The sequence below is a fragment of the Pseudomonas sp. D3-27 genome, from assembly GCF_051132165.1.
In the GTDB taxonomy this organism is placed as follows: Bacteria; Pseudomonadota; Gammaproteobacteria; order Pseudomonadales; family Pseudomonadaceae; genus Aquipseudomonas.
On record NZ_CP071667.1, the window covers coordinates 735,780 to 748,110 of the forward strand.

The window sequence follows — 12,331 nt, forward strand, 5'->3', positions numbered from 1 at the left end:
ACTTCAGGTTTGTGGTGGGGCTTATGGCTCCATCGCGAGCAAGCTCGCTCCCACAGTAGGTTTGTGGTGATTGGACAGCCCCTGTGGGAGCGAGCTTGCTCGCGATGGGGTCCAGCCAGACACCCTCAACTTTTCTGAATAAGCTTGTTCCTGACCCCCGCCATCCCTTCTGCATCCAACTCCACAAACAGATGCTGCTTGCCCGCAACCACCGCAGCCACCGGCAACCCGTCCCGATAAACCAGCCGATTACTCGCCAGCGCCGGTACTTTCGCCCCCGGCAGCAACGTGCCAGCGAGGTTCAACGGATCGACCCCGCACACCGCGACCAGGCTGCCATCGGCGGGTCGACGTCTTGCGTCGCGTAGCAGCGCAATGGCTTCAGGCAGGGCGAACTGTTCGCCGGCCAGCCCGCTGACGAAACGCCCGCCCCGAATCTCGCCTCGCGCCTCCAGGCGATGAAACGTGCGCAGCAACTCACGCCAGCTCGGCAGCCAGTCGGCTTCGCGTTCCAGCAAACGCCAGAACACCACGCCATAACGGCGCAGCAGGGTCATGGCGATGTGTTCCAGGGTGTCGGGCGGTGTGGGCGCGGGCCGGTTGCCGGGTTCTGGCGCTGGCGAGCTGCGGCGCAGCAAGGCCCAGCGCCCGGCATCGTCCATGCCACCGACAAACGCCCCGCGCCCGCGCCGGCTGCTGCGGGCCTGGCGTTTGCTGGCGGGGGTGATCAAGGCCCGCAGCCCGGCGAAGCTGTCGGCATTCACGAGCCCGGCACCGACCAATTCCTGCAAGGCGGTTTCCAGTTCGCTGCGCAGCAGGTGGGCCTCGTGCAGCAATTCATCGAAAAACAACGCGCCGTGTTCACTGAGGGCTTGATGGACTTTTTGCGTCTTGAGCGACAGTTCGCTGATCGGTGTCTGCTCGGCGAGGCTGCTCCACAGCGCGACCTTGGCGCGCGGCAGCAACACGATTGGCGTGCTGCGCAGGGCGCTGGCGGACAGCTTCTGGCGGGCCCTCAGGCGCGTCCAGACGAACTTGCCGCTGCGGCACAGCTCGTCAAGCCAGCTCGGCGAATAATCCTTGATCCGCGCCGGCAAAAGGTCGCTGTCCCAGGCCGAGGCGGCGGCCGGGTAGCCTTCGAACTGGCTGATGATCGATGGCAGCACAGCGCTGCCCCGGCCCTGGCTGGACGGCGACAAGTGCTGCCAGTCGAACAGGAACCGCATGAAATCCTGCAACGTTACCGGCTCGATTTCCCGGCGCAGGCGCTTGACCGTGTAGCGGTGGATCCGCGCCAGCAGATGCCGTTCGCACCATTCCTCTTGCCCGGTGCCCGGGGTAAAGCGACCGCGCAGCACATAGCCTTGCTGTTCCAGCTGGGCCAGGGCCTGGGTCGCTTGCGCCGGCGACAGCCCGAGCGGGTAGGCGATCGCAGTCAATGGCTGCGGGCCAAAGGCACTGAGACGCGCGCGCAGCACTTCCACCACGGCCTCGTCGCTGTCCCACGGCGCATCAAACCCCGGCAGCGGTGCCAGCGGCGGCTGCCATTGGGCTTGTGGATAAATTGCTTGCAAGCATGTCAGTCGCTCCAACGGCACCCACAGGCCGCGTTCATCGCTGATTCGCACATGGCTGGCGCGGCCGCGCTCGGCCAGGGTTTGCAGCCCCTCCCGCCACGACGGCTCGGCGCTGGCTTCGCTGTCGGCGATGCAGGCCAGGCTCATCAGCGCTTCGTGGATTTCATCGATACTGGTCGGCGTCGGCCAGGCCTCTTCCCGCACGGCCTGGATGGCATCGGCGTCCAATGCGCCCAGGTCATCGGTGGACTGCGGATCGCTCCAGCGTCGATTGATCACCGCTTGGGTGCGGCGTTCTTCCAGCGGCGCGTCGTCGAGAAAGGTATAGGGCCGGGCGCTGAGGATTTCTGCCGCCAGGGGCGAGGGCGCAGGCAGGTCGCGGCTGACCAAGTGTATCTCGCCCGCCTCCATCCGTCGCAGCAGGGCCAGCCAGCCTTCGCTGTCCATGGCTTCATGGAGGCAATCGTCGAGGGTCTGTTCCACCAGCGGGTGGTCGGGAATCTCACGCTCGCCGGCGAGGTTTTCCAGGCACGCGATCTGGTCGGGAAATACGCTGGCGATCAAATCTTCACTTTTCATGCGCTGGATCTGCGGCGCGACTTTGCGCCCGCCCGTGTAGCGCGGCAACGCCAGGGCCACGCCGGCGTTCCAGCGCCAGCGCACGCCGAACAACGGCGCGTCCAGCACCGCCTGGACCAGGATCTGTTCGGCGCTCTGGCTGTTGAGGTAGCGCCAGACTTCGTCGAGTTCGAAGCTGTGGCTGGTGGACAGCGACAGCACGATGGCGTCCTCGCTGGCGGCGGCCTGCAATTCGAAGTTGAAGGTGCGGCAGAAACGCTTGCGCAGGGCCAGGCCCCAGGCGCGGTTGATGCGACTGCCGAAGGGCGTGTGGATGATTAGTTGGGTTCCGCCGGATTCGTCGAAAAACCGTTCCATCACCAAGGTGTCCTGGGAGGGCAGGGCGCCGAAGGCCAGGCGCGCCGGGGCCAGGTAGTCGAGGATCTGTTCGGCGCTGGCGAGGTTCAGGTGCAAGGTGCCGGTCAGCCAGTCGAGGGCCGGTTGCAGGTTGCCCGGCGTGGCGCCGAGCAACTGATCCAGCTGGGCTTGCAGCCGGGCCACGGCCAGGGACAGTTCGGCGCTGCGCCCTGGGGCTTCGCCGAGCCAGAACGGAATGGTGGGCGGTTGGCCCTGGGCGTCCTCGACCCGCACGCGGCCGGTCTCGACGCGAATGATCCGGTACGAGGTATTGCCGAGTTGGAAGACGTCGCCGGCGATGCTCTCGACGGCGAAGTCTTCGTTGACGCTGCCGATGTTCAAGCCCTGCGGTTCGAGCAGCACGCTGTAGTCAGCGTTGTCCGGGATGGTGCCGCCGCTGGTCACGGCCGTCAGCTTGCTACCCCGCCGTCCACGCAAGGTCCGGGACACGGCATCGCGGTGCAGGTAGGCACTGCGTACGCCTTGCCGGCCATTGAGGCCTTCGGCGAGCATTTGCAACAGGGCCTGGTAATGATCTTCGTCGAGCCCGGCATAGGGCGAGGCGCGGCGGAACATCTCCAGCAACGCCTGCTCATGCCATTCCTGGCAACTGACCTCGGCGACGATCTGCTGGGCCAGGACGTCCAGCGGCGCCTTGGGGATGTGCAGGATGTCCAGCTCGCCACGGCGCACACAATCGAGCAGGGCGGCGCACTCGATCAAGTCGTCGCGCGTGGTAGCGAACAGGCGCCCCTTGGGCGTGCCGCCGACCTGGTGACCGGAGCGGCCAACCCTTTGCAGGAACGCCGAGATCGAACGGGGGGAGGCGATCTGGCAGACCAGGTCGACGTCGCCGATATCGATGCCCAACTCCAACGACGCCGTGGCGATCAGTACCTGCAGCTCGCCGCGCTTGAGGCGTTGCTCGGCGTCGAGGCGAAACTCCTTCGCCAGGCTGCCGTGGTGGGCCGCCACCGAGTCTTTGCCCAGGCGCTCGCTCAAGTGACGACTCAGGCGTTCGGCCAGCCGCCGGGTGTTGACGAATACCAGTGTGGTTCGGTGCGCCCGGGCCAGCTCGGCGAGGCGGTTGTAGACCAGTTCCCAGACGTCATTGGCCATCACCGCAGAAAGCGGCACCGGCGGCACCTCGATGTCCAGGTCGCGGGGGCGGGCGTGGCCGATGTCGACAATTTCACAGGCGCGTCCTTCACCGACGAGAAACCGCGATACCGCCTCGATGGGCTTTTGCGTGGCGGACAAGCCGATGCGCACCAACGGTTCGGCGCACAGTGCTTGCAGCCGTTCCAGGCTCAAGGCCAGATGGCTGCCGCGCTTGCTGGCGGCGATGGCGTGGATTTCATCGACGATCACCGTGCGGGTGCTGGCAAGCATCTGCCGGCCGGAATCGGAGCCGAGCAGCACATAGAGCGATTCGGGCGTGGTCACGAGGATGTGCGGCGCGGTCTTGCGCATCGCCGAGCGTTCTTTTTGCGGCGTGTCGCCGGTGCGCACGGCGGTGGTGATGGGCAAGGGCGGCAGCCCCATTCGCTGCAATTGCTCGGTGATGCCGGCCAGGGGATTCTGCAGGTTGATCTGGATGTCGTTGCTCAAAGCCTTGAGCGGCGAGACGTAGACCACGAGTGTCTCGTCCGGCAGCCCGCCTTGCTCCAGGCCACGATGTACCAAGTCATCCAGGACCGCGAGAAATGCGGTCAGGGTCTTGCCCGAACCCGTGGGCGCGGCGACCAGCACCGAGCGGCGCTGGCCGATCAACGGCCACGCCCGGGCCTGGGCGGCCGTGACGGCCGGGAATGTCTGGCTGAACCAGGCGCGAACGGCGGGATGAAAGCCTGCCATGGCGTGGTCGGCTGCAAGGGGCAGATTCATGGGGGCAGTTTAGGCGGGTGGGGTGGGGAGGATGCAAGTGGCGAGGGGATTTATCCCCGCTGGACTGCGCAGCAGTCCCTTTGATTAACACCTGGGTGGGTCAGGCTCGCCTCATTTGCTTGGTTGGGGCTGCTGCGCAGCCCAGCGGGGCGGTGCGACGTTTCGCTAAATCCCCTCGCCACAAGAGCTCGGCAACCGCCTTGGAAGACGGCAAACCCGGCGATCTACACATTACGGATGACGGTTGCGCACTAAACCCGCAAAATGCAACGATTCCGGCGACGCCCTCGGGCGTTGTCGACCAAATTCTTGTGCCAACAGACTGGGCCTGCTGACTTTATGCGAATGCGCCTTATGTTATTGGGCGGCGGAAATGCCCTTGGGCAGGCGCTGATTCGCCTCGGTGCGGAAGAAGACATCGGTTTTCTCGCCCCCCGCCCCCCCGAAGACGGCTGGGATGCCGCGAGCCTCACGCAGTTGCTCGACGACACCCGGCCGGACGCCTTGATCAACCTGGCGTACTACTTCGACTGGTTCCAGGCCGAAACCGTCAGCGAGCAACGCCTGGCCAGCCAAGAGCGGGCGGTCGAGCGCCTGGCCGAACTGTGCCAGCATCACAACATTGTCTTGCTGCAACCGTCGAGCTATCGCGTATTCGACGGCTCCCGCGCCACCGCCTACAGCGAAAAGGATGAACCGGTGCCCCTGGGCCTGCGTGGCCAGGCGTTGTGGCGCATCGAGCAAAGCGTGCGCGCCACTTGCCCGCAACATGTTCTGCTGCGTTTTGGCTGGCTGCTGGACGACAGCGCCGACGGCATCCTCGGCCGTTTCCTGGCCCGGGCCGAGCAGCCTGAAGAGCTGTTGCTGGCCGACGACCGTCGGGGTAACCCCACGCCGGTGGACGATGCCGCGAGGGTGATCATCTCGGTGCTCAAGCAACTCGATTGCGCGGCGCCGCTGTGGGGCACCTATCATTACGCCGGGCATGAGGCGACCACGCCGCTGGCTTTGGGCCAGGCGATCCTCACCGAAGCCCGCGCCCTGCACCCGCTGGCCATCGAGTCGCCGACGCCCCAGGCCCACGCCGCAAGGCCGGACGCGGCGCAAGAACCGCAGCACGCGGTATTGGCCTGCAAGAAAATTCTGCACACCTTCGGGATCAAGCCCCGCGCCTGGCGCGCCGCACTCCCGGCCCTACTGGATAGGTTCTATCGCCATGGCTGAAGGCCCAGTTCTCATCACCGGCGGCGCGGGTTTCATTGGTTCGCACCTGACCGACGCCTTGCTTGCCAAAGGGCATTCGGTGCGCATTCTCGATGACCTGTCCACTGGCAAGCGCAGCAATCTGCCGCTGGATAACCCGGCTCTGGAGCTGATCGAGGGCGATGTCGCCGACGCCGCGCTGGTCGCCCGGGCCGTGGCCGGTTGCAGCGCCGTGGCGCATCTGGCCGCCGTGGCCTCGGTGCAAGCCTCGGTGGATGACCCGGTGCGCACGCACCAGAGCAATTTCATCGGCACCCTGAACGTCTGCGAAGCCATGCGCCAGGCCGGAGTGAAGCGGGTGCTGTTCGCCTCCAGCGCCGCGGTCTACGGCAACAATGGCGAAGGCCAGTCCATCGACGAGGAGACGCCCAAGGCGCCGTTGACGCCTTATGCGGCAGACAAACTGGCCAGCGAATTCTATTTCGACTTCTATCGTCGCCAGCATGAACTGGAGCCGGTGGTGTTCCGCTTCTTCAACATCTATGGTCCGCGCCAGGATCCATCCTCGCCGTATTCAGGCGTCATCAGTATCTTCAGCGAACGGGCGCAGAAAGGCCTGCGGATCACCGTGTTCGGCGACGGCGAGCAGACTCGGGATTTCGTCTACGTTGAGGATCTGGTGGACGTGCTGGTCCAGGCCATCGAAAAACCTGAAGTGGAGGTCGGCGCGGTGAATGTCGGCTGGAACCAGGCCACGACCTTGAAGCAGATGCTCCAGGCCCTGGCCGTGGTGGTGGGCGATTTACCTACGATCAGCCATGGCCCGGCGCGCTCCGGCGACATCCGCCATTCGCGGGCAAACAATGCTCGTTTACTGGAGCGCTTCAACGTCCCGAAGCAAACGCCGATGAGCGTGGGACTGGCGCGGTTGTTGGGGCGCTGAGTTTCGCAGCCGAAAAAAAGGCGCCTTTCGGGGCGCCTTTTTTGTAAGTCATGCATCGCTTTTGTGGCAAGTGAAACCTGTGGCGAGGGAGCTTGCTCCCGCTCGAGCGCGAAGCGGTCGCAAATTCGTCGGGCCTGCTTCGCAGTCCAGCGGGAGCAAGCTCCCTCGCCACGGGGTGTGTAGGCATGTCAATGTCGTGTGGGGTCAGAACTTGTAACCCAACCCAACCATGTAGACGAACGGGTCCACATCGACGTCCACTTTGGCCCGGGTACCGCCGGCCACGGCGTTGTTGTCGACATAGGCCGTGGTGTCGATGTCGATGTAGCGGATCTGGCCGTTGATCATGATGTTGTCTGTCAGCATGTAGTCGGCACCGACTTGCCACGCCATGCCCCAGCTGTTTTTCGCGCGAAAGTTGCTGAACCCATTGGCGCTGGCTTCGCTGCCGACGTGTTCGTCATAGATCCAGGTGTAGTTGATGCCGGCGCCGACATAGGGTTGGAATGCCGACTTGGCGTCGAGCGGGTAGTAGACCACGCTCAGGGTCGGCGGCAGGTGCTTGAGGGTGCCGAGCTTGTTGTTGGCGGGGCCGAGTGCGGTGCCCTTGAGTTTCACGTCGTGCTCGAATGGCGAGGCCGCCAGCAATTCGATTCCCCAGTTGTTGGTGAGCATGTAGGCGAAGTTCAGGCCCAACTGTGTGTCGCTGCTCAGGGTCGCCTTACCGCCCAGGTCGGCGCCGGCCAGCGGGCCACGGTCGACCTTGACGCTGGAGCTGTCGGCGTCCGGGTTGACCGTGATCGCGCCGGCGCGAACGATGATGTCGCCGGCGGTATGGGCTTGGGCAAACGGCGCAGCGAGGGCTAGCGCGATGAGGGAGGCGCTGAGCAGAGACTTGTGCATGGGGGCTCCAGAAGGCATCGAAAATTGATGTCCCATGGTACGGAGCCGTCTGGTCCGGTCTTTTGACTCAGCTCAATGAAAATGTGATGAAGCCCATCGCGAGCAAGCTATCGCAAAAACAACGCATCACTGCGGGGTTCACTCCGGCAGTTCATAGACATAAATCTTCTGCGCCTCCATCTGATACCCGGCATCGGCCAGTTCACTGGTGGACGGCTTGACCTGCATCGGTCCTTCGACCCAGTACGGTTGGTACAGCTCGTCGAGCTTGACCCCGACTTCGCTTTTCACATGCACGATCTGGTTCGACGGCGGGGGCGGCACGTGGATGCAGGCGCCGAAATACGGCACCAGCAGGAAATCGGTGGTGCGGCCTTCCTCGCTGACTTCCAGCGGCACGATATAACCCGGCAAGCGGATCTGCTGGCCATCGAGGGCCTTGACCACCGGGGCATTGGGCAGGTCCTGCTTGGCCGCCGGGGCGGATTCGGCGGCCAAGGCATCGCTCATCTTCGACAGGTCGTGCAGGGGCGTCATGTTCGGCACTTCCGGCGGCGCATCCGGTGGGATCATCTCCGACCAGGCCAGGTCCCTCGGCTCGGCCGCCCACAGCGGCAGGGAAACCATCATCAACAGCGCAAGCAGGGCGCGGGGCATTTTCAACGTCCTCATAAACGGATCGACAGGCCATCGGCCAACGATTGGCGATAGGCGCGCCAGGCCGGCACGCTGCCCATCAGCAGGGCGGCGACCAGAATGCCAGCCAGCAGCGTCCATTCATACTCACTCGGCCAGCCCAATGGCAGGTACAAACCGTAGGCCGACTGCACATAACCCTGGGCGGCGGCGATGCCGATGTACAACAAGGCCAGCCCGGCGGTGACCCCGGCCAATGCCAGGGCGAAGGCTTCGAGTACCAGCAGGCTCGCGATATGCCAGGGCCGCGCGCCCACCGAACGCAGGATCGCCATCTCCCGGCGCCGCTCGTTGAGGCTGGTGAGAATCGCCGTGAGCATGCCGATCAAGCCAGTCAGCACGACGAACAGCGAGATCACGAACAAGGCTTTTTCCGCCGTGCCCATCAGGCTCCACAGTTCTTGCAGCGCCACGCCCGGCAGGATCGCCAGCAGCGGTTCGCCACGAAACTCATTGATCTCGCGTTGCAAGGCGAAGGTGGAAATCTTGCTGTTGAGGCCAAGCATGAACGCGGTAATCGCTTTCGGCGTGAGGTCCATGTTGCGGGCCTGGTCGGCGCTGATGCGCCCATTGCCCTGGGCCGGCACGCCATTTTTCCAATCGATATGGATGGCCTCCATGCCGCCGAGGCTGATGTGCAGCGTGCGATCCACCGGCGTGCCAGTGCGCTTGAGAATCCCCACCACGGTAAAGGGTTTGTCGTCGTGCTTGACCAGGCTGATCGCCGCCACGCCGTGGGCCAGCACCAGCTTTTCCCCGAGTTTGTAATGCAGCGCCTCGGCCACTTCCGCGCCGAGCACCACTTCGAATGGGTCGGTGGCGAACGCCCGGCCATCGGCCAACGCCAGGTGTTGCCGGCGGCCGTACTGGTAATGCTCAAAGTAGGCCTCGGTGGTGCCCATCACCCGGTAACCGCGATGGGAGTCGCCAAGGGACATGGGGATCGCCCACTTCACTTTCGGGTTGTTGGCGAACTGCTCGAAGCTGTCCCAGCGGATGTTGTTGGTGGCGTTGCCGATGCGAAACACCGAATACAGCAACAGATTCACGGAGCCGGAGCGGGCGCCGACGATCAGGTCGGTGCCGCTGATGGTGCTGGCGAAGCTGGCCCGCGCCTCGGTGCGCACTCGCTCCACCGCGAGCAACAGGCACACCGAGAGGGCAATGGCAAAAGCGGTAAGGATCGCGGTGAAGCGACGGTTCGCCAGGCTGGCCATGGCTAGACGGAGCAAATACATCTCAGACCTCGAGTGGCTTGGCGGCGCGATTCAGATCGGCCAGCGAGAGGTGACGGTCGAACAGCGGCGCCAGGCTCTGGTCGTGACTGACGAACAACAGGCTCGACCCGGCTTCGCGGCATTCGGCGAACAGCAGACGCAGGAAGTTTTCCCGGGCGTCGTAGTCCAGGGCTGAGGTCGGTTCGTCGGCGATCACCAGTTCCGGTTGGCCGATCAAGGCCCGAGCGGCGGCGACCCGTTGTTGTTGGCCGATGGACAGCGAGTCGGCCCGGCGCTCCAGCAGGTTCGTATCGTTCAGCCCCAGGTGGGCCAACAATGTGGCGGCGGCTTGATCGACACTCCCGTGGCGCTGGATGGCCCGTTGCGCGCGCAATTTCGAGAAATGGCAAGGCAGTTCGACGTTCTCGCGCACCGAGAGAAACGGCAGCAGGTTGAACTGCTGGAAGATGTAGCCGGTGTGGTCCACGCGAAAGCGGTCGCGGCTGCCCGCGCCCAATTCGGTGAGCTCCTGGCCAAGCAGGCGGATGCTGCCGCGATCCGGCGTTTGCACACCGCCCAACAGCCCCAGCAAAGTGGTCTTGCCGCTGCCGCTCGGCCCTTTGAGGAACAAGGTTTCGCCGGCATCCAGGCGAAACGCCGGGATGTCCAGCAGTGGCGGATGCCCGGGCCAGCTGAAGCCCAGGTCGGACAGTTCGATGAGTGCTTGGGTCATATGAAACCGGTCAGATTAAAAATCAACCCTGTGGGAGCGAGCTTGCTCGCGATGGCGAAGGGTCAGACAACATATGTGTTGGATGTGCCGGCCTCATCGTCGGATCGCCGCCCGGAGCAAGCTCGCTCCCACAAGGGGGGTAGTGAATCAGAATTTCAGGGCTGGCGCCTTGGCCGTCACTTCCACGCCTTGCTGGCCGCTCGGGCTGATCAGTTGTACCTGAATTTTCTGCGTGGCCGGGAAGGTTTTGAACAGTGTCGCCAGATCCAGGTTCTTCAAGGCGCCAGGGGCCGTGCAAGTGAATTGATAGTCGGCATGGATCTCGCTGTGTTCGCCATGGTGCTCGTCGCCATCTGCCTCTTCGTCGTGGTCTTCGTGGTCCGGCTCATCACCGAACAACGGGCTTTCCAATTCCTGCTGGGCCACGGTGCACTTGGCGGCGGCCGGCAGGTTGAACAACGCCAGGGGTTTATCCAGCTGCGCCCGCACGGCGGCGACCTTGGCTTTGTCGGCATCGCTGCTGGCGGCGTGTTCGAAGCCCACCAGGTTCATCGCCGGGCTTTCCAATTCCAATTCCAGGGTCTGGCCATCCAGGGCCGCATTCAACCGGGCGACGCCGTGCTCATGGGCGCCCAGGCTGCCGTGCTCGTGATCATGCTCATGATCGTGGTCATGCTCCACCGCCGCGTGAGCGACAGCCAATGGCAGCAGGGCGAATGGCAGGGCAAGAAGCAAACGACGCATGACGAATCTCCAGAAAGGTTATGTAATCTTATAACGATAGTGCGAGGAGTTTGACCATCTGCTTGGCGTCGCGCAAGGCCCATGGGAGCATGGGCAGATGAAATCTTCAGGAGCACGCTGATGTTGCGGATACGCGGGACGGTCGGTGATTGGCCGGTGGACTTGACGATAGAGATGGATGAAGGCGACTGGGCGCAGCTCGGCGCGCGGTTGCAAGTGGCCAAGTCCGAAGGCGCGGCGGCGGCGCCCGCCAAGTCGACGAATCAGGATGACGCCCAGTGGCAGATCGCCCGGGAGTTGTTGCGCAAGGCCGGGCAACTGAGCGGCCCGGACTTGCTCGAACAGCTTGAGGGCCTGACCGGCAGCACCTCGTCAGGCAAGCGCTTGCTGGTGCGCCTGCGCCACAGCGCCGAGGTCAAGGTGCTGAGCGGCGGGGATACGCCGCTCTATAGCTGGATCGGTCAGTAAAGCGCGGCGAACAGCTTGCGACGGTAGGTCGTCACCAGCGGGTGATCGTTGCCCAGCAGTTCGAACACTTGCAGCAAGGTTTTATGGGGCAGGCCTTCGCTGTAGCTGCGATTGCGGATGAACAACTTGAGCAGCGCCTCGAGCGCTGGCTCGTACTGCTGGCGCGCCAGTTGCTGGATCGCCAGTTGATACACCGCCTCGTCGTCCTGAGGATCTTTCGCCAGCCGCGCCTTGAGGTCGGCGGCGTCCGGCAGATCCTTGGCCAGGCCGAGAAACTGGATCTGCGCCTTGGCGCCGGCCAGTGCGGCCTTGTGTTCATCGCTTTTCACGGCGTCGAGCACCGTTTGCGCCTCGCCCAGCTCGCCGCGCTCGGTCAGGCAACGTGCGTAAAGGATCAGCGCCTTGGCGTTGGTGTTGTCTTCGCCCAGCAACACGGTGAGCACGGCTTCGGCATCGGCGAAGCGGCCCTCATCGAACAGCGCCTGGGCCTGTTCGAAAGGGTCGGCTGCGGCTGGAGGCGGCATCTGCACATGGGGTTCGAGCATTGCCCGCACCGCCGATTCCGGTTGAGCCCCGGCAAAGCCATCCACCGGCTGGCCGTCCTTGAACAGCACCACGGTCGGCAGGCTGCGAATGCCGAAGCGGGCGACGATGTCTTGCTCGACGTCGCAGTTGACCTTGGCCAGCAGCAATTCGCCCCGATAGCTCTCGGCGATACCTTGCAACATGGGCATCAGTGCCTTGCAGGGCGCACACCACTCGGCCCAGAAATCCACCAGCACCGGTTTGTGAAAAGAGTTGGCGATCACCGACTGGTCGAAATCGGCCGTGGTGGCGTCGAAGATGTAAGACGTGTCCTGGGTCATGGGGAATCTCGTAGAACGCTTGAATGGGGCAACTATACGGCTTGGTGGGGGTGGCTGAAAGCGGGGGCTTGCGGCGCCTGATAGACCGCTATCGCGAGCAGGCTCGCTCCCACCGTGTT

Annotated in this window: 10 protein-coding genes; 3 read left to right on the top strand and 7 right to left on the bottom strand. The window is 64.1% G+C overall.

Annotation, left to right across the window (positions count from 1 at the left end; translation table 11 throughout):
* Positions 1–125: 125 nt before the first annotated feature.
* Positions 126–4,439: an Lhr family helicase gene (locus J3P92_RS03420; RefSeq protein WP_434649891.1), complete on the bottom strand. Its 4,314-nt coding sequence runs from the start codon at positions 4,437–4,439 to the stop codon at positions 126–128.
* Between the two features lie 339 nt (positions 4,440–4,778).
* Between J3P92_RS03420 and J3P92_RS03425 the strand changes: the two genes are divergently transcribed.
* Both J3P92_RS03425 and J3P92_RS03430 read left to right on the top strand, forming a co-directional pair.
* On the top strand, positions 4,779–5,663 hold the full coding sequence (locus tag J3P92_RS03425) for a sugar nucleotide-binding protein (RefSeq protein ID WP_434649892.1): 885 nt from the start codon (positions 4,779–4,781) through the stop codon (positions 5,661–5,663).
* Positions 5,656–6,585 carry an NAD-dependent epimerase/dehydratase family protein gene (locus J3P92_RS03430; RefSeq protein WP_434649893.1) on the top strand — a complete coding sequence of 310 codons (930 nt, stop codon included), beginning with the start codon at positions 5,656–5,658 and terminating at the stop codon, positions 6,583–6,585. The genes J3P92_RS03425 and J3P92_RS03430 overlap by 8 nt, the downstream gene beginning before the upstream one ends.
* Positions 6,586–6,789: 204 nt before the next feature.
* On the opposite strand, the gene J3P92_RS03435 is transcribed toward J3P92_RS03430, so the two are convergent.
* The 5 genes from J3P92_RS03435 to J3P92_RS03455 form a co-directional block, all read right to left on the bottom strand.
* Positions 6,790–7,488, bottom strand: a complete 699-nt coding sequence (locus J3P92_RS03435; protein ID WP_434649894.1) for an OmpW/AlkL family protein — start codon at positions 7,486–7,488, stop codon at positions 6,790–6,792.
* Between the two features lie 138 nt (positions 7,489–7,626).
* Positions 7,627–8,145, bottom strand: a complete 519-nt coding sequence (locus J3P92_RS03440; RefSeq protein WP_420767543.1) for a DUF3299 domain-containing protein — start codon at positions 8,143–8,145, stop codon at positions 7,627–7,629.
* A gap of 11 nt (positions 8,146–8,156) precedes the next feature.
* Positions 8,157–9,422 (bottom strand): ABC transporter permease, encoded by a 1,266-nt coding sequence (locus tag J3P92_RS03445; RefSeq protein ID WP_434649895.1) that lies wholly within the window; start codon positions 9,420–9,422, stop codon positions 8,157–8,159.
* Between the two features lies 1 nt (position 9,423).
* A complete protein-coding gene (locus tag J3P92_RS03450) occupies positions 9,424–10,134 on the bottom strand; it encodes an ABC transporter ATP-binding protein (protein WP_434562066.1) in 711 nt (236 codons plus the stop codon).
* A 147-nt stretch (positions 10,135–10,281) separates the two neighbouring features.
* Positions 10,282–10,878 (bottom strand): DUF2796 domain-containing protein, encoded by a 597-nt coding sequence (locus tag J3P92_RS03455; RefSeq protein ID WP_434562068.1) that lies wholly within the window; start codon positions 10,876–10,878, stop codon positions 10,282–10,284.
* A gap of 120 nt (positions 10,879–10,998) precedes the next feature.
* On the opposite strand from J3P92_RS03455, the gene J3P92_RS03460 reads away from it, so the two are divergent.
* Positions 10,999–11,346, top strand: coding sequence for a hypothetical protein (locus J3P92_RS03460; protein ID WP_434562070.1), 348 nt, complete (start codon positions 10,999–11,001; stop codon positions 11,344–11,346).
* Here the strand turns inward: J3P92_RS03460 and trxA are convergent.
* On the bottom strand, positions 11,340–12,212 hold the full coding sequence (gene trxA / locus J3P92_RS03465; protein WP_420767548.1) for a thioredoxin: 873 nt from the start codon (positions 12,210–12,212) through the stop codon (positions 11,340–11,342). The two genes, J3P92_RS03460 and trxA, sit on opposite strands and share 7 nt — an antisense overlap.
* Between the last annotated feature and the right edge of the window lie 119 nt (positions 12,213–12,331).